This window comes from Streptomyces sp. NPDC039424 (genome assembly GCF_055639495.1).
Genome location: NZ_JBVKAI010000004.1, coordinates 53,995 through 77,599, shown reverse-complemented (window position 1 = coordinate 77,599; position 23,605 = coordinate 53,995). Strand labels below are relative to the sequence as shown.

Sequence of the window (23,605 nt, the reverse complement as noted above, 5' to 3'; positions counted from 1 at the left end):
CTCCGGTCACAGGGAGGTCGGGGAGGACGGCGTGGCGGCCGGTGAGGCGGTGGGGCCCGGCTCCTGGGCGACGGGGCCGGGTGTGGCCGGGCCGTCGGCCACCGTGTCGGTGCCGGTCCCCGTTCCGGTGCCCGTGCCGCCGTCCCCGGCGGCCGGGGTCGGGGAGGGGCCGGCGGAGCCGTCGGCGGGGCCGCTCGGGGCGGGCGGGGTGGTCGAGGGCGTCGGGGCCGGGGGCTCGGGGTCCGGGGAGGAGCCGCCGCCGGCATCGGTACCGGGGGTGGTCCTGGTCGCCGTGGGCCGGGGGTCGGCGGAGGTGCCCGGATGCTCGGCCGTCTCGCGGGTGGCGCCGGGGGCGTCCGTGCCGGTGCCCGGTGACGGGGTGGTGCCGTCGCTCATGGTCGGGTTCACGCCGGGCGGCGCGCCGGCGCGGTCGGACGGCCGGGCGGAGTCGGCGGGCAGGGGGGAGGTGTCGACCTTGGAGGCCGGCTTGTCCTCGCCCTGGCCGGGTACGGGCAGCCAGGGCGCGTCGGAGCTGCCGGACAGGAGTGTGGCGACGATGACGACGGCGTAGACCGCGCAGGCGATGCCGACGGCCGAGCCGAGGCGGCGGAAGGTGCGGCTGCGGCGGCCGGACTCGTCGACGAAGACCGGTCCGTCGGAGGCGTCCTGGGCGCCGCCGCGCGGTGCCCGTCCGCCCTCGGCCGGGCGCCGGTGTGCCTCCGCGATCCGGTCGGCGTCGAGCTGGACGGTGACCTCGTGCGGGTCGTTGCCGGGTGGCGCGGCCGTTTCGGACCCGGTCGCGTCGGCACCGGTCTCGGCGGAGTCGTCCCAGGGGTCACGGAGGAGATTTCCGGTTTCCGGGAAATTCTGGGTGTCCGTCCCCGTCACCGGCAGGTCCTGGGTCGCGGATGCGATCTCGGGCCACTCCGGTCGGGCGTTGTCCGGCCATTTCTTCACGCGCACGTACGTTCCCCCCACGGGAGTGTTTCCGGGTGCGCATACGACTCCGAGCCCCTGCCGCCGGACCAGGCCCCCACCTGTCCGCGCGCCCCTCTTGTCTCACCGTGCTCGGCGCTCCCGAACGTAGCGCCCGTGGGTGTTCCGATTTTCCGAAGTATCAATGGTGAACGGAATTGACCGATACATCGTCGACTTCATCCTCAGCTGGAATCCATCCCCTTTCGGGTCGTCGCAACCATCCCTGTTCCGCGGTCAGTTCGGCCGCCGCGCGTCGAACCGCGTCGAACGCGGGATGTGCCAGCCCTCTGCGCCACACCAGCGACACGGGCGAGAGCGGGACGGGGTCGACGAGCGGGCGCACGACCGTCCTCGGCAGCGCCGGGAAGTCGGCCACCGCGAGGACGGGGTTGCCGGTCTTGGCCATGAGCCGCTCGAACTCCTCCACGCCCACGGCCAGCGGCGCCGGTGGCGCGACCGCGATGCCGCGTCCGTAGAAGAGGCGATGCGCGAGGTCGGTCCACTCCGGCGTGCGCGGATTCCCCGCTCCGGCGTACACGCTCTCGCCCGCCAGCGCGTCCAGCGGTATCGCGGCGAGCGAGGCCAGCCGGTGGTCCTCGGGCAGCACGAGCGCCATCGGCTCGTACCGCACGAGCTGGTGCCGCAGCCCGGCCCGCAGCGCCGGATCCAGTCCCGCGAAACGCCCGAAGGAGGCGTCCAGGCGCCCGGCGAGCAGCTCGGCCGCCGCCCCCGTGAGCCCGCTCTCGTAGCGGGCCATCAGCTCGTGGTCGGGGGCGAGTTCCCGGGCCCGGTGCAGCACGCGGCGACCGGTGACCAGGCCCGGGGAGTTGAGGTCGACCAGGAGGGGGCGGGTCTCGCCGAAGGCGGCGAGCAGGTCGTCCTGAGCGGCGAGGACGCGGCGGGCGTGCGGCAGGAGGCGTTCGCCGTCGGCGGTCAGCGCGACCTGCCGGGTGGTGCGGACGAACAGCTCGGCGCGCAGCTCCCGCTCCAGCCGCCGTACGTCCCGGCTGAGCGCCTGCTGGGCCACATACAGACGGGCCGCGGCGCGGGTGAAGTGCAGCTCCTCGGCGACGGTGACGAAGGCGCGCAGGAGGCGGGGGTCGAGGTGGTCGGGAGTGGGCACCGCGTGAACCTACAACAGGGGTGCGTGAATCGGTACCGAGAAGGTGTTGGACCCCTTGATCCACTCCGGGCGACGGTAGAGCCATGCCCCGACTCCCGATAGCGCCCTACCGCCGTCTCTTCACCCGCCCCGGCACCCGTGCCTTCACCGCCGGGAACCTGATCGCCCGCCTGCCGATGGGCATGTTCGGCGTGAGCTCGGTCGTCATGATCGCCGGGGCGCGGGGGTCGTACGCGCTGGCCGGTGCCGTCACCGCGACCGGGCTGGCGGCGACGGCGGTGGCCGGGCCCGGGATCGCGCGGCTCGTCGACCGGTACGGGCAGGCCCGGGTCGCCGTACCGGCCACGGTCACCGCCGTGCTGGGCGGCCTCGCCCTGCTGCTGTGCGTGCGCTACGGCGCCCCGGACTGGACCCTGTTCGCCGCGTACGCCGCCACCGCGACCGTCCCCAACATCGGCGGCATGTCCCGGGCCCGCTGGGCCCATCTGCTGCGGGACGACCCCAAGGCGCTGCACACGGCGAACTCCTTCGAACAGGCCGCCGACGAGCTGTGCTTCATGCTCGGCCCGGTCCTGGCGTCCTTCCTGACCGGCACGTTCTTCCCGGAGGCGGGCACGCTCGCCGGCTCGGTGCTGCTGCTCGCCGGGATGCTGCTGTTCACCGCGCAGCGGGCGACCGAGCCGCCGCCCCGGGCCCGTACCAGGGCAGCGTCGCCGCTGCGCACCCCCGGCGTTCCGCCGCTGCTGGCGAGCTTCGTCGCGACCGGGGCGGTGTTCGGCTCGATGGAGGTCGTCACGATCGCGTACGCCGATGCCCAGGGCCACCGCTCGGCGGCCGGTGTCGTGCTCGCGCTGCAGGCGGCGGGCTCGTGCGCCGCGGGTCTGGTGTACGGGGCGCGGCGACCGGACGGCCCGGCTGAGAGCCGTCTGCCGTGGTGCCTGCTGGCCATGGCCGCGCTGATGTCGCTGCCGCTGCTCGCCGCCCGTACCGCCGGAACGCTTCCCGCGCTGGCGGTGGCCCTGCTGGCGGCGGGCATGGCGACCGCCCCGACGATGGTGACCGCGATGACCCTGGTCCAGGACCGTACTCCCGAGGACCGTCTCAACGAGGGCATGAGCCTGGTCGTCACCGGTCTGCTCACCGGCATAGCCTGCGGCTCGGCGGCCGGCGGCTGGGCGGCGGAGCACACCTCCCCCACGGCCGCCTTCGCGGTGCCGCTCGGGGCGGCCGTCGCGGCCCTGGCGGTCAACGCGGCCGGGCAGGGCCTCGGTTCGGCCCGTCGAACCGCTTGCTGCAATTCCCGTCGGACCCATTGACGCTCCCACGGCCCCCACATACCTTCCCCCGTCGAAGCGCTTCGACGTCACTCGTCGAATCGATTCGATGAACGCTGCGTGACACCCGGATATCCAGCCCGAGATCCGTTCGACTCCCCTGGAGGCACTGGATGTTGACGGCACGAAGGCGTGGGGCGGCCATGGCGGTGGTCCTCTCCGGATCGCTGCTCCTGGCCTCCTGCGGCGACTCGGACAGCGGCTCCTCCGACGCCAAGACGCTCCGGCTCTGGCACTACGAGGCCCCCAACAGCGCGATGGGTCAGGCCTGGAACGAGGCCATCAAGGAGTTCGAGGCCAAGCACCCGGGCGTGCGGGTGAAGTTCGAGGAGAAGGGCTTCGAGCAGATCCAGAAGACCGCGCCCATGGTCCTGAACTCCTCGGACGCGCCCGACGTCATGGAGTACAACAAGGGCAACGCGACCGCGGGCCAGTTGTCGAAACAGGGCCTGCTCACCGATCTGACCGCCGAGGCCACCAAGCGCGGCTGGGACGCGAAGCTCAGCGCGGGCGTGCGCACGACCAGCCAGTACGACACCGACGGGGTGATGGGCTCCGGCAGGTGGTACGGCGTGCCCGACTACGCCGAGTACACGATGGTCTACTACAACAAGGACCTGTTCGAGAAGTACGGGATCGCCGAGCCGAAGACGATCGACGAACTGACCGCCGCCATGGACACCCTCGTCGGCAAGGGCGTCACCCCGCTCGCCAACGGCGGCGCCGAGTACGTCGCCCAGCAGTACCTCTACCAGCTGGCCCTCTCCAAGGCCGACCGCTCCTGGGTCGACAAGTACGAGCTGTACAAGGGCAGGACCGACTTCCACGACGCGGCCTGGACGTACGCGGCGAACACCTTCGCCGACTGGGTGGAGAAGGGCTACATCGGCAAGAAGTCCACCAGCGCCAAGGCCGAGGACGCGGGCGTCTCCTTCATCCAGGGCAAGGCGCCGATCCTGTTCTCCGGCAGCTGGTGGTACGGCCGTTTCCGGACGGAGGCGAAGTTCGACTGGGGCACCTTCCTGTGGCCCGGCTCGAACCTGACCCTGGGCTCCGGCGGAAACCTCTGGGTGGTCCCCAAGAACGCCAAGAACAAGGAGCTGGCCTACGACTTCATCGACATCACCCTGTCGAAGAAGATCCAGAACCTGCTCGGCGACAAGGGCGGCGTCCCGGTCGCGGCCGACGCGAACGCCGTCACCGACCCGAAGTCCAAGACCCTGATCGAGAACTTCAACACCCTCTCCGGCAGGGACGGCCTGGCCTTCTACCCGGACTGGCCGGTCACCGGCTTCTACGACGTCCTCGTCTCCGAGACACAGAAGCTGATCACGGGCAGTGAGAAACCGGACGACTACCTCACCGCCCTGCAGCAGGCGTACGACAAGGGCGCGCCGAAGCGATGACGGTCACCGTCGAACGGGGTGCGCGGGCCGTCGCCAAGCACCGGCACGCCGACCCGCGCCGCCCCCGCAGGCCCGACTCGTACGCCCTCTTCCTGCTCCCCGGGGTCCTCGCGTTCCTCGCCGTCATCGTCGTCCCGTTCCTGATGAACACGGGCGTGAGCTTCACCGACTGGCAGGGGGTCGGCAGCCCGGAGTGGTCCGGGCTCGCCAACTACCGCGAGCTGCTGGACGACTCCGAGTTCTGGGCGTCCTTCCGGCACAGCCTGTTCATGGTCCTCGCCATGGCGGCCGTACCGACGGTGATCGGTCTGGTCCTGGCCGCCGCGCTGTTCGACTACATCGGCAAGCACTTCGGGTCGAAGTGGGCCGCGGTCCTGCGCGCCTGCTTCTACCTCCCGCAGGTGCTGCCGATCGCGGTCGCCGGCATCGTCTGGAGCTGGATCCTCGCCCCCGACAACGGCTCCCTCAACGAGCTGCTGAAGGCGGTCGGACTCGGTGGACGGCAGCAGGACTGGCTGGGCGACCCCGACCTCGCGCTCTACAGCGTCATGGGGGTCATGGTCTGGGTCCAGATCGGCTTCCCGCTGGTCGTCTTCATGGCGGGACTGCAACGCGCCGACCCCCAGCTGCACGAGGCGGCCGAGCTGGACGGCGCCGGCTGGTGGCGGCGCTTCTGGCACATCACGCTGCCGCAGATCCGGCCGGAGATCTACGTCGTGCTGACCTGGTGCACGATCGCCGCGCTCAAGGTGTTCGGCGCGGTGTACGTGCTGACCAAGGGAGGCCCGGGCGGGGCGACCGACGTGCCCTCCTACTTCTCCTTCACCACGTTCTTCGAGAAGACCCAGGTCGGCTACGGCGCCGCGATCTCCACCGTGCTGACCGTGATCATCCTGGCCCTGGCCCTGCTCGGGCTGAAGCTCCAGACCCGCGCGGAGGACGCCGAGGAAGGGATGCGCGCATGACCACCGCACTGCGCCGGTATCCGGTGCTGATCGCCCTGTGTGTCGCGGCCCTGTTCATGGTGGTGCCGTTCCTGATCGTCGCGGTCAACGCGGTGAAGTCGCCGGCCGAGTACAGCCGGCACGGTCCGCTGAGCCTGCCGAAGAGCGTCTACCTCGACGGGCTGAAGGACTTCTGGCAGCGGGTCGACTACGGCCAGAAGCTCGTCAACTCCGTGCTGATCAGCGGCTCGGTGGCGGTGCTGGCGGCGATCTTGTCGATCCTGAACGCGTACGCGATCGGCATCGGGCGGATCCGGGGCCGGGCCTGGGTGCTGGCGTTCTTCGTGCTGGCCAACATGCTGCCGCAGGAGGCGCTGGTCTACCCGGTCTACTACCTGAGCAAGCAGGCCGGCCTGTACGACACCCGGCTCAGCGTGATCATCGTGTTCACGGTGATCCAGGCGGCCTTCGGCACGTATCTGCTCTCCTCGGTGCTCGGGCAGTTCCCGCGCGAGATCATCGAGGCCGCCCGGATCGACGGCGCGAACAAGTGGCAGGTGCTGTGGCGGGTGGTGGTGCCGGTCAGCCGGCCGACCATCGGCGTGCTGCTGGTCTTCTTCTTCATCTGGACCTGGAACGAGTTCCTGCTCCCGCTGGTCATGCTGATCTCCAACGACAACCAGACCGTGTCGGTGGCGCTCGGCGTCCTCCAGGGCCAGCGCCTGATGGACGCCACGATGACCAACGCGGCGGCCCTGCTGGGCGTGCTGCCCGCGATCGTCTTCTTCCTCGTCTTCCAGCGGACGCTCACCCGCGGCATCGCCGTGGGCGCGGTCAAGTGAGGGGTCCCGCGTGAAGTTCACCGACGGCTACTGGCTGCTGCGCGAGGGCGTCACCGCCGCCCACCCGGTCGAGGTCCTCGACGTCACCGCCCCGGACGGCGCGCTGGAGATCCACGCGCCGACCCAGCCCATCCGCCACCGCGGAGACCTGCTGAAGGGACCGGTCGTGACGATCACCGCGCACACCCCGATGCCCGACGTCATCGGCGTGACCCTCACCCACTTCGAGGGCGATCAGCCGCGCGGGCCCGAGTTCGAGCTCACCGGGACGGAGGTCGCGGCCCACACCGAGTACGACGACGAGCACGCCACCCTCACCTCCGGCGCGCTGTCGGTCAGGGTGGCCCGCACCGGCCCCTGGCACGTCGACTTCCTCGCCCACGGCCGCGTGCTCACCTCCAGCGGCCCCAAGGGCATGGGCATCATGCGGGACGCGACCGGCGGCCACTATCTGCGGGAGCAGCTGAGGCTGGGGGTGGGGACCAGCGTCTACGGCCTGGGCGAGCGGTTCGGACCGCTGGTGAAGAACGGGCAGGTCGTCGACATCTGGAACGCCGACGGCGGCACGGCGACCGAGCAGGCCTACAAGAACGTCCCCTTCTACCTCACGGACGCGGGCTACGGCGTCTTCGTCGACCATCCGGGCAAGGTGTCCTTCGAGGTGGGCTCGGAGACGGTGTCGCGGGTCCAGTTCAGCGTCGAGGCGCAGCAGTTGACGTACTACGTGATCCACGGGCCGACCCCGAAGGAGATCCTGCGCAAGTACACGGCCCTCACCGGGCGTCCCGCCCTGCCGCCCGCGTGGTCGTTCGGGCTGTGGCTGTCGACGTCGTTCACCACGTCGTACGACGAGGAGACGGTGACCTCCTTCATCGACGGCATGCGCGAGCGCGAACTCCCCCTCTCCGTCTTCCACTTCGACTGCTTCTGGATGCGCGAGTTCAACTGGTGCGACTTCCGCTGGGACCCCCGGGTGTTCCCGGACCCGGAAGGCATGCTGGCCCGGCTGAAGGACAGGGGCCTGCACGTCTGTGTGTGGATCAACCCCTACATCGCGCAGCGCTCCCCGCTGTTCGCGGAGGGCAAGGCGCTCGGGCACCTGCTGCGGCGGCCCGACGGCAGCGTCTGGCAGTGGGACCTGTGGCAGCCGGGGATGGCGCTGGTCGACTTCACCAGCCCGGCCGCCCGGGACTGGTATGCGGCGAAGCTTCGGGCGCTGCTCGCGCAGGGCGTCGACTGCTTCAAGACCGACTTCGGGGAGCGCGTCCCGGTGGACGTGGCCTGGGCGGACGGCTCGGACCCGGAGCGGATGCACAACTACTACAGCTACCTCTACAACCGCACCGTCTTCGAGGTGCTGCGGGGGCACCGGGGCGAGGGCGAGGCGGTGGTCTTCGCCCGCTCGGCCACCGCGGGCAGCCAGCGCTTCCCGGTGCACTGGGGCGGCGACTGCGAGGCGACGTACGAGTCGATGGCCGAGTCGCTGCGCGGCGGGCTGTCGCTCGGCCTGTCCGGGTTCGGGTACTGGAGCCATGACATCGGCGGCTTCGAGGGAACGCCGACGCCCGCGCTGTTCAAGCGGTGGCTGGCCTTCGGACTGCTCTCCTCGCACAGCCGTCTGCACGGCTCCTCGTCGTACCGCGTGCCCTGGCTCTTCGACGAGGAGTCCGTCGATGTGCTGCGCCTGTTCACCAGGCAGAAGCTCCGTCTCATGCCCTACCTGTACGAGGCCGCCCGCGCCGCCCACACCGAGGGCGTGCCGATGATGCGGGCGATGGTGCTGGAGTTCCCGGACGATCCCGGATGCGCGCATCTGGAGCGGCAGTACATGCTCGGGCCGGACCTGCTGGTGGCGCCGGTGTTCAACGACGAGGGGGACGTGAGCTACTACGTGCCCGAGGGCACCTGGACCCACTTCCTGAGCGGGCGGACGGTGACCGGGCCACGCTGGGTGCGCGAGCGGCACGGGTTCCTCAGCGTGCCGCTGCTGGTCAGGCCGGGGGCGGTGATCCCGGTGGGCGCGGTGGACGACCGGCCCGACTATCCGTACGCCGACGGGGTGACCCTGCGGGCGTACGGGCTGCGGCGGGGCGCGCAGGTGACGGTGCCCGTCGGTGAGGTGACCTTCACCGTCGTACGGGAGGGGGACACGCTGCGGGCCTCGTCCAGTGACCCTTCGGCGCCGTGGACGCTGGCGGCCGGGGACCGGGTGGCGCGGGCGCGGGCCGGAACCGGCTTTCTCACGCTGGAGCTGAACTGATGGAGCCGAACTGATGGAGGTGGCCGGATGGTCAAGATCACCGATGTGGCGCGGCACGCCGGGGTCTCCCCCAGCACCGTCTCCTACGCGCTGAGCGGCAAGCGCCCGATCTCGGAGGAGACCCGGCAGCGCATCGAGGCCGCCATCCGCGAGCTGGGCTACCGGCCGCACGCGGGCGCACGGGCGCTGGCCAGCAGCCGCTCGAACGTGCTGGCGCTGGTGGTCCCCTTACGGGCGGGCATCCATGTCCCGGTCGTCATGCAGTTCGCGGTGTCCGTGGTGACCACCGCCCGCCGCTACGACCACGACGTGCTGCTGCTCACCCAGCAGGAGGGCGAGGAGGGGCTGCGCCGGGTCGCGGACACGGCGCTGGTCGACGCGCTGATCGTGATGGACATCCAGCTCCACGACCCCCGGCTGCCGTTGCTGCGGTCGCTGGACCGGCCGTCCGTGCTCATCGGGTTCCCGCTCGAATCCAAGGGGCTGACCTGCGTCGACCTGGACTTCAAGGCGGCCGGGGAGCTGTGCGTGGAGCGGCTCGCGGGGCTCGGGCACCGGGTGGTGGCGCTGATCGGGTCGCCGCCGGAGGTGTACGTGCGGGAGACGGCGTTCGCGCAGCGGGTCGTGCAGGGCTTCACGGCCGCCGCCGACCGCAACCGGCTCGCCTCCTCGGTCCACCCGTGCGAGGCCCAGCCCGCCGCCGCCCGCCGGGTCGCCGAGCAGCTGCTGCGCGAACAGCCCGCGCTGACCGGGGTCGTCGTGCACAACGAGGCGATCCTCGAACCGCTGATCGACGCCTTCGAGCAGCTCGGGCTACGGGTCCCCACCGATCTGTCCGTCACCGCGATCTGCCCCGACGAACTGGCCGCCTCCCTCCGCGTCCCCGTCACCTCGGTCGCCCTGCCGTCCACCGAACTCGGAGAGCGGGCCGTGGAGTTGCTGATGACCAAGCTCGCCGGCCCGGACGCCCCCGAGGCGACACTGCTCCCACCCCGGATGACGGAACGCGCGAGCACGGCCCCACGGGCGCTCGCATGACGAAGGCCCCGTCGCCCGAAGGCGGCGGGGCCTTTGCCCACATGGGATGAGTGGAGATGGCGGGAATCGAACCCGCGTCCAACGGTGCAGAATCAGGGCTTCTCCGTGTGCAGTTCGCTGTGATTTTCTCGGCCCCGGCGATCACGCGAACAAGTCGCCGACGGGCCCAGTCACTGTTTGGTTTCCCTCTTCACCCCGTGACCGGGATCAAGGTTTAGTCCCCTAGCTGATGCCAGGATCCGGGTCGGGAACAGCCCCGGGCTGACACTCCTATGAGAGTTCGCTAGCTGCTAATTAGGCAGCGAGGGCGAACGAGGAGGAATCGCGCTTGGTGTTGGCGATTATTTTTTGCGACATGTGGTTTACGAGATCATTGCCGCTTCCTCGACACGCTTCCCCTGCTTCGACAGCCGCTGTCGAAACCGATCATCCCCATGTTGTTTTTTCAAACCGCTACACACCTGCTGTGAGGTGCTGCAGCCATCGTACGTGACCAACGCACGACGATGCCAGCTCATTCCCGGCGACCGGGCCGGCTAGGCCCCCCGCTGCTTGCGCTTCGCCGCCGCGATCGCCCGGTCCGACTCCCGCCGGTCCTGCTTCTCGCGCAGGGTCTGCCGCTTGTCGTACTCCTTCTTGCCTCGGGCGAGGGCGATCTCGGCCTTCGCGCGGCCGTCCTTGAAGTACAGGGCGAGGGGCACGATCGTGTGACCCGTCTCCTGGGACTTGGACTCCAGCTTGTCGATCTCCTCGCGGTGCAGGAGCAGCTTGCGCTTGCGGCGCACGGAGTGGTTGGTCCAGGTGCCCTGGCTGTACTCGGGGATGTGGGCGTTGTGCAGCCAGGCCTCGTTCCCGTCGATCTGGACGAAGCCGTCGGTCAGCGAGGCGCGTCCCTGGCGCAGCGACTTCACCTCCGTGCCGGTGAGCACGAGCCCGGCCTCGTAGGTGTCGATGATCGCGTAGTCGTGCCGTGCCTTCTTGTTCTGCGCGACGATCTTGCGCTTGCCGTCCTTGGCCGCCTTCGCGGCCCCTCCGCCCTGCTTGGGCTGGGACTCCTTCGGTACGTACATTCCCTTGCTCATAGTGCCCACCATTTTCGCACCATGGAGGGGGTGGGGGGAAAGCCCATTAAGCGGCGCTACGACGGGTCGCCCAGTCCCCCGAGGACCGTCTCCGCCCGCTGCAGCGCCTGCTGCCCGGCCTCCAGGTCGGGCGTGATGCCCCGGCCGTCGACGGCCCGGCCGGCGGGGGTGCGGTAGTGGCCGACGGTCAGCTCGGCGACGGAGCCGTCGGGCAGCTTGCTCGGCATCTGGACGGAGCCCTTGCCGAAGGTGCGGGACCCGATGACGACCGCGCGGCCCCGGTCCTGGAGGGCGCCGGTGAGCATCTCGGCCGCGCTCATCGTGCCGCCGTCGACCAGCGTGACCAGCGGTCGGGCGGTGTCGCCGCCGGACTCGGCGTGCAGGGCGCGCTGCTCGCCGTCGACGTCGTAGGTGGCGACCAGGCCGCCGTCGAGGAAGGCGGAGGCGGTGGTGACGGCCTCGGTGACCAGGCCGCCGGAGTTGCCGCGCAGGTCGAGGATGATCCCCCCGTCGGCGGGGGCCTGCCGTACGGCGGTGCGGACGGTGTCGCCCGCGCCCTTGGTGAAGGCGGCGATCTTGATGACGGTGGCGCCGTCGGCGAGCTTGCGGACGGTGACGGAGTCGGTGGAGAGGCGGGCCCGGCGCAGCGTCTCGCTCCACGCGCGCGTGCCGCGTTCAAGGCCCAGGCGGACGGTGGTGCCCGCGGGGGCGTCCTTGGCGTCACCGCGCAGTAACGAGACCACCTCGGTGACCGGCCGCCCGTCGACCTTCTCGCCGTCGACGCTGCGCAGCCGGTCGCCCTTGCGGATCCCGGCGGCGGACGCGGGCGACCCGGACTGCACCTTGGTCACCTCGATCCGGCCGTCGCGCTCGCGCCGCGCCCACAGTCCGACGCCGGTGTACTCGCCGTCGAGGGCCTCCTGGAACTCCTGGTACTCGCCCTCGGAGTAGACGGCGCCCCAGCGGTCCCCGCTGCGGCTGACGGCCCGCTCGGCCGCCTCCATGGGGGACTTGCCGTCGGCCGCGGCCTCGGCGGCGGCCCTCTCGACGTCCTCGTGCCGGGGCGCGGTGCCGGCCGCGCCCTGCGTGGCCCGGTGGCCGGATACACCGGGGTGACCACCCTCCGGGAGGGACCCGGTGGCGGCGCCGGCGACCAGGACACCGGCGAAGACCAATGTCAGGGCGGCCCCGCGGCGGATGCGGCGGGGCTGGCAGAACAGGTCGCGGCCTGACATGCGGGTGAGTCTAGGACAACGCGAAGGGCCGTACGGTCGGTTGACCGCACGGCCCTTCTTGGCATGCGTCACACCTTGAGGTACTTGCGCAGCGCGAAGAACGCGGCCAGCGCGGGCATCAGCACACTGGTGGCGAGGATGAGCGGGAGCTTGGTGAACACGGCGTCCCAGCCGACGAAGTTGATGAGGTTCAGCTTCGAGGACAGGGCCATGCCGTGGTCGATCGTGAAGTACCGGCCGATGACCAGGAAGAGGCAGGCCAGGCCGCCGCCGATCAGGCCCGCGACCGCGGCCTCCATGATGAACGGCGCCTGGATGTAGAAGCCGGAGGCGCCGACCAGCCGCATGATCCCGGTCTCCCGCCGACGGCTGAACGCCGAGACGCGCACCGTGTTGACGATCAGCAGCAGCGCGACGATCAGCATGAGCGCCATCACACCCAGCGCCGCCCGGTTCATCAGGTTCAGCAGCCCGAACAGGTTGTCCAGAATGCCCTTTTGGTCCTGTACCGACTGCACGCCGTCCCGGCCGTCGAAGGCGGTCGCGATGACCTGGTACTTCTCCGGGTCCTTGAGCTTGATCCGGTACGACTCCTGCATCTGGTCCGGCGTGAGCGAACTGGCCAGCGGGGAGTCGCCGAACTGCTCCTTGTAGTGCTTGTAGGCCTCGTCCTGCGACTCGTACGTCACCGTGTCGACGACCGACATCTTGCCGAGGTCGGCCTTGATCTGCTTCTTCTGGTCCTCGGTGACCGCGCCCTTGGCGCAGTTGGGGTCGGACTCGGCGTCGCTCTTGTTGCAGAGGAAGATCGAGACGTTGACCTTGTCGTACCAGTAGCCCTTCATGGTGCTGACCTGGTCGCTCATCAGCAGCGAACCGCCGAACAGGGCCAGCGACAGGGCGACGGAGACGATGACGGCGAAGGTCATCGTCAGGTTGCGGCGGAGACCGACGCCGATCTCCGACAGGACGAACTGGGCGCGCATGGCGTCTTCTCAAGCCTTTCCGTGGATCCAGGACCCTGGGGATCGTCAGTGCTGGTAGCCGTAGACGCCGCGTGCCTGGTCGCGGACGAGGCGGCCCTGCTCCAGCTCGATGACGCGCTTGCGCATCTGGTCCACGATGTTCTGGTCGTGCGTGGCCATCACGACGGTGGTGCCGGTCCGGTTGATCCGGTCGAGCAGCTTCATGATGCCGACCGAGGTCTGCGGGTCGAGGTTGCCGGTGGGCTCGTCGGCGATCAGCAGCTTGGGCCGGTTCACGAAGGCCCGGGCGATGGCCACGCGCTGCTGCTCACCACCCGACAGCTCGCCCGGCATCCGGTCCTCCTTGCCGCCGAGTCCGACCAGATCGAGTACCTGCGGTACGGACTTGCGGATCTCGCCGCGCGACTTGCCGATGACCTCCTGCGCGAAGGCCACGTTCTCCGCGACCGTCTTGTTGGGCAGGAGCCGGAAGTCCTGGAACACCGTCCCCAACTGGCGCCGCATCTGCGGGACCTTCCAGTTGGACAGGCGCGCGAGGTCCTTGCCCAGGACGTGCACCTGGCCGTGGCTGCACCGCTCCTCGCGAAGGATCAGCCGCAGGAAGGTGGACTTTCCGGAGCCGGAGGACCCCACGAGGAACACGAACTCGCCCTTCTCCACTTCCAGGGACACATCCCTGAGTGCGGGGCGGGTCTGCTTGGGGTAGACCTTGGAGACATTGTCGAATCGGATCACGGATGCACCACGGGTCGCCGGGGGTAGATGTGCGTGACCATACGCGAACCGGGTGCGGGAGTGCAGTCGCCGGTCGAGGTTGTGAGAGGCTTGTGCGTTTTTGTGCCGGGTGATGTCTTCCCGGCTCACAGGGCCGGCCTTGGCTCCGGCCCCGCAGGAATCGGCGGAACCTGGCACAGTGGAGGGGGAACGTTCTCGGTTCCGGAAACGTTGTATGTGTGATGGCCGGTGCAAGGAGGGCGAGCGCATGACGTACGACCGGTTGGTGTGCGCGAACTGCGCGGCGCCCGTGAACGAGGGCCGGTGCCCTGTGTGCCGTGCCAACCGCGAGCGACTGCAGCAGGAGAACTTCTTCGCGGGACTGAACCCGATGACGCTGATCGCGCTGCTGGCGGTGCTGATCGCCGCGGTGGCGCTGCTGGCACACCAGACGGCGTAGCGGCAGGGCAGGACGCCCGAAGGGCCCGGAGCAGCACGCTCCGGGCCCTTCGTCGTACCAGGTGCGTACGTTCCGTACGCGTACGGCTACCGTCAGGCAGCCGCGCCGCCCCGGCCGCCCACGAGGCGCGGCAGGACGCGGAAGCCGATGCCACCGGCGATCATGGTGGCGGCGCCGACGATCAGGAACGCCGTCTGCCCGGCACCCGTCTCGGCGAGCTCGTCACCGCTGCCCTGGGCCTGGGTGTTGGAGGACGTGTCCGAGCCCGTGTCGGTGAGGGTGGAGGTGCCCTCCTCCTGGGCGGACGTGCCGGAGCCGCCGTCGGGGTCGGCGTTGTTGCCGCCGCTCCCGTTGCCGTTGCCATTGCCGTTGCCGTTGCCGCCGCCGTTCCCATTCCCGTTGCCGCCGCCCTGCGTGGGGTCGGCGGTGGGCTGGGCCGTCGTCGGCTCCGGGTCCTCGGTGGGCTCGGTCGGCTCCTCCGTCGGGTCCGTCGGCTCCTCGGCCGTCGGGGTGACCGGGTCGGTCGGGATGACGGTCGGCGGGTCGGTCGGCGTCGGGTCGGTCGGGTCCGGGTCCGGGCTCGGCGACTCCTTGGCGCACAGAACGCCCAGCACGCAGCCGTCGGACTCCGTGGCGGAGGCGGCGCCCGCGGCGGTCAGCGAGGCACCGGCGGCGATCACGGCGCCGGCGGCGATTCGCGCGATCCGGATCCGCGTCTTCTTGGTCATGTGGTTGCTACCCCCAGTAGCTGTTTGTCAATGAGCGGCGCTTGGGGCCGGCCGTGATCGACGGAGGCAGCAGACGAAGTTCAAGTCACCGTGCAGGTCCCCCGGTTCACATGCGCCCCAGAGATACGCATGCCACGCTTCACCCTTCCCATTTTTCAAAGCAACGTCAAGGCCGTTGCGCGCGCAATGTCCACTGGTGGGTCGTATGACGGGAGTTGCAGCCTGTGAGTGTGATGTAAAACCCAGACATAACAGCAACTGCCGCCCGATGGGCGGCAGTTGTCAAGTCGACAAAGTTACTTCTCGCGCTGCTTGCGCCAGCGAATGCCCGCCTCGAGGAACCCGTCGATCTCACCGTTGAACACGGCCTCCGGGTTGCCGACCTCGTGCTCCGTACGCAGGTCCTTGACCATCTGGTACGGGTGCAGCACGTACGACCGCATCTGGTTGCCCCAGGAGTTGCCGCCGTCGCCCTTGAGGGCGTCCATCTTGGCCTGCTCCTCCTGCCGGCGCCGCTCGAGCAGCTTGGCCTGGAGGACGTTCATCGCGGTGGCCTTGTTCTGGATCTGCGACCGCTCGTTCTGGCAGGAGACGACGATGCCGGTGGGGATGTGGGTCAGCCGCACCGCGGAGTCCGTGGTGTTCACGCCCTGGCCGCCGGGCCCGGACGAGCGGTAGACGTCCACGCGCAGCTCGGACTCGTCGATCTCGATGTGGTCGGTCTGCTCGACCACGGGAAGCACCTCGACGCCCGCGAAGGAGGTCTGGCGGCGCCCCTGGTTGTCGAAGGGCGAGATCCGGACGAGCCGGTGCGTGCCCTGCTCGACGGAGAGGGTGCCGTAGGCGTAGGGCACCTGCACGGCGAAGGTGGTGGACTTGATGCCCGCCTCCTCCGCGTACGAGGTCTCGTACACCTCGGTCTTGTAGCCCTTCTGCTCCGCCCACCGCAGGTACATGCGCTGGAGCTTCTCCGCGAAGTCGGCGGCGTCCACGCCACCGGCCTCGGCGCGGATGTTGACCAGCGCCTCACGGGAGTCGTACTCACCGCTGAGCAGCGTCCGGACCTCCATCTCGTCCAGCGCCTTCTTGACGGCGGCGAGCTCGGACTCGGCCTCGGCACGGGTGTCCGGGTCGTCCTCCTCCTCCGCCATCTCGAACAGCACGGCGAGATCGTCGATCCGCCCGCGCAGCGCCTCCGCCTTCCTGACCTCGGCCTGGAGATGGGACAGCTTGCTGGTGATCTTCTGCGCCTCGTCCGGGTTGTCCCACAGGGACGGCGCGGCCGCCTGCTCCTCGAGCACGGCGATGTCTGCCCTCAGCTTGTCGAGGTCCAGAACGGCCTCGATCGACTCCATGGTCGAGGAGAGGGACTTGAGCTCTTCGGATACATCGACGACTGCCACGCCTCCAGCGTAACGGCTCCGCCAAGGGGGAAGCGCCGAGCGGGGTGCGCCGGGGCGCAGGGGCGATGCCCTGCCGGGGTGCAGGGGCGAAGCCCCGCGAGGGGTGCAGGGGACGGAGTCCCCGCCGGGGTCTGGGGCGGGGCCCCAGGGAGGGTGACCTCTTGTCCTACCGAGTCGGGTGGGTGGGTGGGTGGGCGAGCGGGGCCCAGGGACGGAGCCCCTGGCGGGGTCGGGGGCGGAGCCCCAGGGACGGTCACCCCCACTCAGGGCGTGGCCGAACTATGGGTCTCGCGCGGAGTCGCCCCCGCATCGTCCCCGGAAGCCGCCCACCACGCCCCCACCCCCACCGCCGCCGCGACCACCACACCCGCGACCCCCAGCGTCACCCTCCGCCGCCGCGCAGCGGCACGGTGCCGAGCCGAGCCGGGCCTGGGCGCGCCGGAAGCGCGGGGGGCCCGCGCGGTGCCCCGCGCGCCCCCGGCCAGCTCGTCGGGCGCGGGCACCCGCATCGAGGTGTGCGTGTCCCGGTTGGAGTCCGGCTTGGCGCCGGGCACCAGCGACACCGCTCCACGCCGCCGCGCCTGTTCCCCACCCGTGGCCGGCACCGCCGCCGACGACTCGTCGTCCGCGTCCTCGGCCGGCTCCGAGTCGGGCTCGTCCACCTCCAGCGGCGGCATCCCGGCCAGCACCGGCAGCTGCTCGCGCAGCCGCGCCGCCAGCTCCGACGCCCGCAGCCGCGAGGCCGGGGCCTTGGCCAGGCACTGCACGAGCAGCTGCCACAGCTCCTCGGGGATCCCGGGCAGCGGTACGACCGTCTCGGTGACATGCCGCCGCAGTACGGCCCCGGGATGCCCGCCCCCGAAGGGGGTGAAGCCGGCCAGCAGCTCGTACAGCACCGTGGCCAGCGCGTAGATGTCGACCGAGGCGCGCGGCGGCAGGCCCTCCACGATCTCCGGCGCCAGATAGTCCGGCGTCCCGATGATCTTCGTGGCGCGGGTCCGCTTCGGCGAGTCGATCAGCTTGGCCACCCCGAAGTCGGTCAGCAGCGCCGGGTGCGCGCCGCCGGGGCCGAGCGGTCCCTGCATGTCCAGCAGGACGTTCTCCGGCTTCACGTCCCGGTGCACGACCCCGGCCGCGTGCGCCGCCGCCAGCCCGTCGGCGACGTCCGCGGCGATGGCCACCGCCGCCTCGGGCGCCAGCCGCCGCTCGCGCTCCAGCCGGGTGCGCAGGTCCGTGCCCCGGACCAGGTCCATGACGAGCGCGAGGTCGTTGCCGTCGACCACGAGGTCGCGTACCGACACGACGTTCGGGTGTTCCAGGCCGAGCAGTGCCGTGCGCTCCTGCACGAAGCGTCCGACGAGTTCCTGGTCGGACGCGAGGTCCTCGCGCAGCAGCTTGATGGCGACGGGACCGTCCGGCCCCTCACCCAGCCACACCGTGCCGGCGCTGCCCCGCCCGAGGATCTGGTGGGCGGTGTACCGGCTGCCGATCTTCCGTGCCAAGGCTGCTCCTACAGACGCGTGTTGTCGTTAAAACTACGCGTCCGACGAGCCAACCTTCACCGCGGAGACGGAAATCACCCGTCAGATGTCGACAAATCCCCAACCCGACGATCAGTTGCCGCCGACGACGCTCCCGAGGTCCTTGACCCACCCGCTCACCTGGTCGACCCAGTGGTTCAGCTCCTGCCAGTAGCTCCTGCCGGTGCCGATCCACTCCTGCAGCGGGCTCAGCTCCCAGACCAGCCAGCCCGCGACGAACAGGATGACGATCGTGAACAGGCAGCCCTTCAGACAGCCGAGGCCGGGGATCTTCATCGGGTTGGCGCTGCGCTGACGCGGCTCGCGGGGCTCCCGCGCCGGCCGCCGGGGCTCCGTCGGTGCGGGCGGCGCGTACCGCTGCGGCTGCTGGTGCTGCGGCGGGGCGTACTGCTGGGGCTGTTGCTGCTGCGGGTGGCCGTAGCCGGGCGGCGGCCCCTGCTGCTGGCGCTGCCGGGCCTGGCGCGGCTGGGGCTGCTGCGGACGGGCCTGCTGCGGCTGCCGCGGCGGCTGCTGCTGGGGCCGGGCCACCTGGCGCTGGGGGCGGCGGCGCAGCGGGTCCTCGTTCGGGTCGAGGTACTGGATCTGGGTCTGCTCGTTGCGGTCGCGGGCGGCGCGCAGCTGGCTCTGCCAGGGGTGCGGCTGCTCCGGCGGCTGCTGGCCCTGCTGCCCGGCGCCGGGCTGGTTCGGGGGCACCGGCGGCATCACGGCGGTCGGGTCGGCGGCCCCGGTGTTCGGCAGGACGGCGGTGGGGTCGGCCGCGCCCGCCGGGCCGCCGGTGTGGGGCAGGAAGCTGGTCGCGGCGTTCGGGTCGTACGCCCCCGGCGCGGAGCCCGTGGGCAGTACCTGCGTGGGGTCGGCGGCCCCGGGCACGCCCGGCACGGCGGCCGGCGCCGGATCGGGGGCGAGCAGCGCGCCGACGCCCTCGGCGGCGGCGATCTGCGCGCTGTTGGCGTGCACGCCGATGCCCTCGGCGACCACGCGCAGGCCGCGCGCGAGGTTCTCGGCGCTGGGCCGTTCGTCCGGGTTCTTGCGCAGGCAGCGCTCTATGACCGTCCAGAGGGGGTCGGGCACCGTGGACGGGCGGCGCGGTTCGGCGCTCAGGTGCTGGTGCAGGACTTCCAGGGCCGAGCCGCCGGAGAACGGAGGGCGGCCGGTGACCAGCTCGTAGAGCAGGATGCCGGCGCCGTAGATGTCGACGGCGGAGGTCTGCGGGCGGCCCTCGGCGGACTCCGGCGCGACGTACGCGGGCGTGCCGACGAACTCGTGGGTGCGGGTCAGGCCCGGGGAGTCGGCCAGCCGGGCGATGCCGAAGTCGGTCAGCAGCGGGTGCATCTGGCCCTCGTACTGCTGGAGCAGCACATTGGCCGGTTTCAGATCGCGGTGGACGACGCCGTCGGCGTGGCTGGCGGCGAGCGCGTCGGCGATCTGCGCGGTCATCAGCGCGGCGGCGACGGGCGTGAAGGGTCCGTTCTCGCGCAGGTAGCGGTGCAGGTCGGGGCCGTCGACGAGGTCCATGACCAGCGCCAGCAGATCACCCTCGACCACCAGGTCGCGCACCCGCACGATGTTGGGGTGGGTGAGCCGGAGCAGGACGGACCGCTCCCTGAGGAACCGCATGACGACGTCGGCGTCGTTCGCCAGCTCTTCCTTGAGGACCTTGATGGCGACGGTCTCACCGGGCTGGCCGGGCACGGCCGCCTCGGCGCCCGCGGTCTCACGCTGGCGGGCTCGCCAGACGGTGCCCGTGGCGCCGCGTCCGAGCGGCTCCTCGAGCAGGTACTTGCTGCCTACCGGCCGCACGTCATGCGCTCCCTGCTGCTTGCCTTACCTGGTTCCGACCCACTGTAGTGCCGCCCCCGAAGGCACTACGCAAGCGTTCCCGAGCATGTTCGAAGGAAAGACGCTCGCCTCGGTCCGTTGGTTGCCGGGCCCGGACGTGACCGATCTCAAGTGATCGACGGTGCACTACTGGTCAGGCACTTTTAGGGGCAGAGGTGACCAATCAAGATCACTTGGTCCCGGGACACGGGCGCGTTGTCAGTGGCAGGTGCGAGGATGCCTGCAGTACTGGCCGACGTGCTCGTGTGGGGTGGGGTAAGTCCGCGCCCGCGCAGAAGGGACCGCTGACGGCGATGCAGATCCGGCTGACCGTCGTAGACCCGCTGGGCCCGCCCCCGCAGCGAGGCCGCGCCGCGAGCCGCGACGTGCTGGTCACGGCCCCCGCGGGCACTGCCCTGGCCGCGGTGACGTCGGCACTCGCCTCGGCGGTCCTGGGCGACGGGGGCCGGGAGGCCGGGAACAGCCCGGTCGTGCTGTACGCGGGCGTGGAGCGGCTGGACGCCGGCCGCGCCACCCTGGGCGAGCCCCCGCTGGTCGACGGCGCCGTGCTGTCCCTGGGTGCCCCCGCCGAGGCCGAACCGCACCCGGAGCTCGACGACGCCCCGACCCAGCTGCACGTGGTCGCGGGCCCGGACGCGGGCGGCGTCCACCTGCTGCACGGCGGCCAGGTGACCATAGGCCGCTCCGCCGACGCCGACGTGCCGCTCGACGACCCGGACGTCTCCCGGCTGCACTGCGCGGTGACGGTCGCCGCCGACGGCCGCGTCTCGGTCGCCGACCTGGGCTCCACCAACGGCACGGCGCTGGACGGCGCGCGCGTGGGCGACCGGCCGGTGCGGTTCTCCGCGGGGGCGCTGCTGCGGATCGGCGAATCGGCCCTGCGGCTTACTCCGTCCGGGGGGCCCGGGGCGCGGGTGGAGACGATGCCCGACGGGGAGGGGTGCGTACGGGTCGCCCCCGGCGGCGCGGCGGACCCCGTGCCCGCCGGCCACACCGGCACCCCCTCGGGGGCCACGCACCACGCCTATGGCGCGGCGGAGCGGGGCGCCCCGGAACAGGGGCCGGAGCCGGTGGTGCCCGGGCAGGGCGGAGCGCCCCGGATCGAGAGCCGTGACGCCGAGGCCACGCACGCCGGTCCCTTCGGCGTCGGCGGAGTGGGCGGAGCCTTCGCGGCGCAGGGCACGGCACCGGACGGCGGCGCCGAGGGCCGACGCGCGCGTGAGGACGCGGGCGCCGGGCCCGGGGCCCGTAAGCACACCCCTCTGCGTGGCACCGACGTCCCGCAGGGCGTGCGCAGGCGCGGCGGGATCGGCGCCTGGGCGCGGCGGCTGGCCGGCGGACGCGGCGAACCGCCGGAGGCCGGAGCACCGGTGTACGACGAGGAGGAGGCCGGGGTGACCGCCCCGCCCCCGGCCGGTGTCCCGCAGCAGCCGGAGACCTGGCCGGACCCGGCGGCGCTGCTGCTCACCGCGCTGGGCCCCGGTCCTCGGCTGTGGGAGCGCGGACCGGGCCACCCGGAGACGCTCACGGTCCGGCTCGGCACGGCCGACCGGGCGGCGCCGGACGGCTCGGGCCTGCTGCCCGTCGTACCGGTGACCGCCGATCTGCGGGAGGCCGGGGCGCTGGGCCTGGCCGGTCCGCGCGCGCGGCTGTCCGGGCTGGCGCGCGCGGTGCTGGCCCAGCTGGCCGCGCTGCACTCCCCCGACGTGCTGGAGATCGTCCTGATCAGCCCGGACCGCGCCCGCTCCCTGGAGGAGCGCACGGCCGAGTGGTCCTGGCTCGGCTGGCTGCCGCACGTACGTCCCGATCACGGCCAGGACTGCCGTCTGCTGCTGGCCTACGACCGCGAGCAGGCGGCGGCCCGCACCGAGGAACTGCTGCGCCGCCTGGACGACCCGGCGGCCCGGCAGGGGTACGGACGCCCGCGGCCCGCGCGGGCGACGGCGCCGGAGGGCCATCCGGACCGGCGGCCCTCCTGGGCCCGGGACGACGCCGGGGATGACGAGGAGGGCGGCGGCCCGCCGGGGCCGTACACCGTGGTCGTGGTGGACGGCGATCCCGGGGGTGCCGCGCTGCGCGAGGCGGTGGCCCGGCTGGCCCTGGAGGGCCCGCGCGCCGGGATCCATGTGGTGTGCCTCGCCGAGACGGCACCGGCCTCGCCCGCCTCGCCGGTGACGGAGACGTACGAGACCGCGTGCGCGGCGGCGCCGACGTTCCGCGCGTGCGGGGCCGTCGCGCTGCTCAGCGGTGATGTCGCCACCGCCCTGCGGCTGATGCGCGTCGCGCGCACCGACACCCCCACCGCCCCCGCGGGGCCGGTGGGCCCCGGTACGGTCGCCGCCGTCGACGCCGTCTCCCTCGCCTGGGCCGAGCGGTTCGCACGGGCGCTGGCGCCGCTGCGGACGGACGGCACCGTCGCTGAGGGGCACGCGCGCGTGGCGGCACCGCTGCCCCAGTCGGCGCGGCTCCTGGACGAGTTGGGGCTGGCCCGGGCGACCCCGGCCTCCCTGATGGCGCGTTGGGCGGACGCGGCCGACGACACCGAGTCGCTCGGCGGACGGGCCTGGGCCGTGCTCGGCGCCGGACCGCGCGGCCCGCTCTGCGCCGACCTCGTCGCCGACGGACCGCATCTGCTGATCGAGGGACCCTCCGGCAGCGGCCGTACGGAACTGCTGCGGGCCGCCGTCGCCTCGCTCGCCGCGGCCGAGCGCCCCGACCGGCTGGGCATCGTCCTGATCGACGGCCGGGACGGCGTCGGCACCGGCGGCGCGCACGGCGAGGGCCTGCGGGTCTGCACGGACATACCGCATGTCACCACCCATCTCACCGTCAACGACCCCGTCCGTATGCGGGAGTTCGCCCAGTCCCTGAGCGCCGAGCTGAAGCGGCGGGCCGAACTGCTCGGCCGCGCCGACTTCGCCGAGTGGCACACCCGCCGCGAGGTGTCGGGCCGCATCGTCGCGCAGCGCACGCCCACCGGACGGCCCGCCGCGTCCGGTGCCGGGGACCTGGAGACTGCGCCCAGTTCGACGCTGCGGCTGCGACCGGGGGCGGCCTCCCGTCAGCGGACCGAGGCGGCACCGCCGCTGCCCCGGCTGGTGGTGGTCGTGGACGACCTCGACGCGCTGGTCTCCCCCGCGCTCGGCTCACCGGGGCGGCCCGCCGCCGGGTCGGTGATACGCGCGCTGGAGGCGGTGGCGAAGGACGGTGAGCGGCTCGGCGTCCACCTGGCGGCGGCGACCGGACCGGGCGGGCGTACGGCGGAGACGGAACCGGCCCGCCGGGCCACCCTCCGCGTCACCCTGGACGCGCCGGCCTCCGGCCCGGACGAACCGGCGCCGGGGCGCGGGCGCCTGGCGTGGGCCGACGGGCGGATATCCCCGTTCCAGGGCGGACGGGTCACCGGCCGCATACCCCGGACCGCCACGCAGCGGCCCACGGTCGTCCCCCTGGAGTGGCACCGCATGGGCGACCCGCCGACCCGGCGTCCCGTGCGCGAACTGGGCAACGGGCCGACGGATCTGGCGCTGCTGGCCAGTGCGGTGGAGCGGGCGGCACGGGAAGTGTCCGCCGCCGAGGTCCCGTCGCTGCTCTAGCTCCAGAGCCGTACGCATACGGGCCTAATCACGAGCCGGTCACGATCCCCCGGTTGACAGCGGTGGCGCTCTTGCCGCCGTCAAGTCACCCGGCGT

Annotated in this window: 18 protein-coding genes and 1 other RNA gene; 8 read left to right on the top strand and 11 right to left on the bottom strand. The window is 71.9% G+C overall.

Going from position 1 to position 23,605, the window contains the following annotated elements; translation table 11 throughout:
* Positions 1-6 precede the first annotated feature (6 nt).
* Positions 7-963 carry a hypothetical protein gene (locus tag ACZ7L0_RS11640; protein WP_471242261.1) on the bottom strand — a complete coding sequence of 319 codons (957 nt, stop codon included), beginning with the start codon at positions 961-963 and terminating at the stop codon, positions 7-9.
* Positions 964-1,117: 154 nt separating this feature from the next.
* A complete protein-coding gene (locus ACZ7L0_RS11635) occupies positions 1,118-2,101 on the bottom strand; it encodes a LysR family transcriptional regulator (RefSeq protein WP_471242260.1) in 984 nt (327 codons plus the stop codon).
* 83 nt (positions 2,102-2,184) lie between these two features.
* On the opposite strand from ACZ7L0_RS11635, the gene ACZ7L0_RS11630 reads away from it, so the two are divergent.
* The 6 genes from ACZ7L0_RS11630 to ACZ7L0_RS11605 all read left to right on the top strand — a co-directional run bounded on the left by ACZ7L0_RS11630 (position 2,185) and on the right by ACZ7L0_RS11605 (position 9,925).
* Entirely contained in the window at positions 2,185-3,417 is a 1,233-nt protein-coding gene (locus tag ACZ7L0_RS11630; RefSeq protein ID WP_471242259.1) for an MFS transporter, read from the top strand.
* A 131-nt stretch (positions 3,418-3,548) separates the two neighbouring features.
* On the top strand, positions 3,549-4,841 hold the full coding sequence (locus ACZ7L0_RS11625) for an ABC transporter substrate-binding protein (RefSeq protein ID WP_471242258.1): 1,293 nt from the start codon (positions 3,549-3,551) through the stop codon (positions 4,839-4,841).
* Positions 4,838-5,806 (top strand): carbohydrate ABC transporter permease, encoded by a 969-nt coding sequence (locus ACZ7L0_RS11620; protein ID WP_471242257.1) that lies wholly within the window; start codon positions 4,838-4,840, stop codon positions 5,804-5,806. The genes ACZ7L0_RS11625 and ACZ7L0_RS11620 overlap by 4 nt, the downstream gene beginning before the upstream one ends.
* Positions 5,803-6,627: a carbohydrate ABC transporter permease gene (locus ACZ7L0_RS11615; RefSeq protein WP_471242256.1), complete on the top strand. Its 825-nt coding sequence runs from the start codon at positions 5,803-5,805 to the stop codon at positions 6,625-6,627. The genes ACZ7L0_RS11620 and ACZ7L0_RS11615 overlap by 4 nt, the downstream gene beginning before the upstream one ends.
* 10 nt (positions 6,628-6,637) lie before the next feature.
* Positions 6,638-8,887 carry an alpha-xylosidase gene (yicI, locus tag ACZ7L0_RS11610; protein ID WP_471242255.1) on the top strand — a complete coding sequence of 750 codons (2,250 nt, stop codon included), beginning with the start codon at positions 6,638-6,640 and terminating at the stop codon, positions 8,885-8,887.
* A gap of 27 nt (positions 8,888-8,914) precedes the next feature.
* Positions 8,915-9,925 (top strand): LacI family DNA-binding transcriptional regulator, encoded by a 1,011-nt coding sequence (locus ACZ7L0_RS11605; RefSeq protein WP_471242254.1) that lies wholly within the window; start codon positions 8,915-8,917, stop codon positions 9,923-9,925.
* Between the two features lie 48 nt (positions 9,926-9,973).
* Here the strand turns inward: ACZ7L0_RS11605 and ssrA are convergent.
* From ssrA to ftsE, 5 genes are all read right to left on the bottom strand, one after another.
* Positions 9,974-10,359: a transfer-messenger RNA gene (gene ssrA / locus ACZ7L0_RS11600) on the bottom strand.
* A 102-nt stretch (positions 10,360-10,461) separates the two neighbouring features.
* Positions 10,462-11,007, bottom strand: coding sequence for an SsrA-binding protein SmpB (smpB, locus tag ACZ7L0_RS11595; RefSeq protein WP_361452803.1), 546 nt, complete (start codon positions 11,005-11,007; stop codon positions 10,462-10,464).
* A gap of 56 nt (positions 11,008-11,063) precedes the next feature.
* Entirely contained in the window at positions 11,064-12,242 is a 1,179-nt protein-coding gene (locus ACZ7L0_RS11590; protein ID WP_471242253.1) for a S41 family peptidase, read from the bottom strand.
* A gap of 68 nt (positions 12,243-12,310) precedes the next feature.
* Complete coding sequence (gene ftsX, locus ACZ7L0_RS11585) at positions 12,311-13,228, bottom strand: permease-like cell division protein FtsX (protein WP_471242252.1); 918 nt, start codon at positions 13,226-13,228, stop codon at positions 12,311-12,313.
* Positions 13,229-13,273: 45 nt separating this feature from the next.
* The gene (ftsE, locus tag ACZ7L0_RS11580) at positions 13,274-13,963 is read right to left on the bottom strand and encodes a cell division ATP-binding protein FtsE (protein ID WP_126392634.1); all 690 of its coding nucleotides are present in this window, start codon (positions 13,961-13,963) and stop codon (positions 13,274-13,276) included.
* Positions 13,964-14,210: 247 nt separating this feature from the next.
* Here ftsE and ACZ7L0_RS11575 point away from each other — a divergent pair, with 247 nt between their 5' ends.
* Positions 14,211-14,402 carry a hypothetical protein gene (locus tag ACZ7L0_RS11575; RefSeq protein ID WP_471242251.1) on the top strand — a complete coding sequence of 64 codons (192 nt, stop codon included), beginning with the start codon at positions 14,211-14,213 and terminating at the stop codon, positions 14,400-14,402.
* Between the two features lie 92 nt (positions 14,403-14,494).
* On the opposite strand, the gene ACZ7L0_RS11570 is transcribed toward ACZ7L0_RS11575, so the two are convergent.
* The 4 genes from ACZ7L0_RS11570 to ACZ7L0_RS11555 form a co-directional block, all read right to left on the bottom strand.
* The gene (locus ACZ7L0_RS11570) at positions 14,495-15,130 is read right to left on the bottom strand and encodes a hypothetical protein (RefSeq protein WP_471242250.1); all 636 of its coding nucleotides are present in this window, start codon (positions 15,128-15,130) and stop codon (positions 14,495-14,497) included.
* Positions 15,131-15,426: 296 nt separating this feature from the next.
* Positions 15,427-16,533 (bottom strand): peptide chain release factor 2, encoded by a 1,107-nt coding sequence (gene prfB, locus ACZ7L0_RS11565; protein ID WP_471242249.1) that lies wholly within the window; start codon positions 16,531-16,533, stop codon positions 15,427-15,429.
* Between the two features lie 263 nt (positions 16,534-16,796).
* The gene (locus ACZ7L0_RS11560; protein WP_471242248.1) at positions 16,797-18,035 is read right to left on the bottom strand and encodes a serine/threonine-protein kinase; all 1,239 of its coding nucleotides are present in this window, start codon (positions 18,033-18,035) and stop codon (positions 16,797-16,799) included.
* A 111-nt stretch (positions 18,036-18,146) separates the two neighbouring features.
* The gene (locus ACZ7L0_RS11555) at positions 18,147-19,874 is read right to left on the bottom strand and encodes a serine/threonine-protein kinase (protein ID WP_471242247.1); all 1,728 of its coding nucleotides are present in this window, start codon (positions 19,872-19,874) and stop codon (positions 18,147-18,149) included.
* A 332-nt stretch (positions 19,875-20,206) separates the two neighbouring features.
* On the opposite strand from ACZ7L0_RS11555, the gene ACZ7L0_RS11550 reads away from it, so the two are divergent.
* Complete coding sequence (locus ACZ7L0_RS11550; protein WP_471242734.1) at positions 20,207-23,509, top strand: FHA domain-containing protein; 3,303 nt, start codon at positions 20,207-20,209, stop codon at positions 23,507-23,509.
* Positions 23,510-23,605: the final 96 nt, after the last annotated feature.

Excerpts from the sequence above, each read along its gene's own strand:
- ACZ7L0_RS11630 (WP_471242259.1), top strand. The coding sequence starts at position 2,185 with ATGCCCCGACTCCCGATAGCGCCCTACCGCCGTCTCTTCACCCGCCCC.
- ACZ7L0_RS11625 (WP_471242258.1), top strand. The coding sequence starts at position 3,549 with ATGTTGACGGCACGAAGGCGTGGGGCGGCCATGGCGGTGGTCCTCTCC.
- ACZ7L0_RS11620 (WP_471242257.1), top strand. The coding sequence starts at position 4,838 with ATGACGGTCACCGTCGAACGGGGTGCGCGGGCCGTCGCCAAGCACCGG.
- ACZ7L0_RS11615 (WP_471242256.1), top strand. The coding sequence starts at position 5,803 with ATGACCACCGCACTGCGCCGGTATCCGGTGCTGATCGCCCTGTGTGTC.
- ACZ7L0_RS11605 (WP_471242254.1), top strand. The coding sequence starts at position 8,915 with ATGGTCAAGATCACCGATGTGGCGCGGCACGCCGGGGTCTCCCCCAGC.
- smpB (WP_361452803.1), bottom strand. The coding sequence starts at position 11,007 with ATGAGCAAGGGAATGTACGTACCGAAGGAGTCCCAGCCCAAGCAGGGC.
- ACZ7L0_RS11590 (WP_471242253.1), bottom strand. The coding sequence starts at position 12,242 with ATGTCAGGCCGCGACCTGTTCTGCCAGCCCCGCCGCATCCGCCGCGGG.
- ftsX (WP_471242252.1), bottom strand. The coding sequence starts at position 13,228 with ATGCGCGCCCAGTTCGTCCTGTCGGAGATCGGCGTCGGTCTCCGCCGC.
- ACZ7L0_RS11575 (WP_471242251.1), top strand. The coding sequence starts at position 14,211 with ATGACGTACGACCGGTTGGTGTGCGCGAACTGCGCGGCGCCCGTGAAC.
- ACZ7L0_RS11570 (WP_471242250.1), bottom strand. The coding sequence starts at position 15,130 with ATGACCAAGAAGACGCGGATCCGGATCGCGCGAATCGCCGCCGGCGCC.
- ACZ7L0_RS11550 (WP_471242734.1), top strand. The coding sequence starts at position 20,207 with ATGCAGATCCGGCTGACCGTCGTAGACCCGCTGGGCCCGCCCCCGCAG.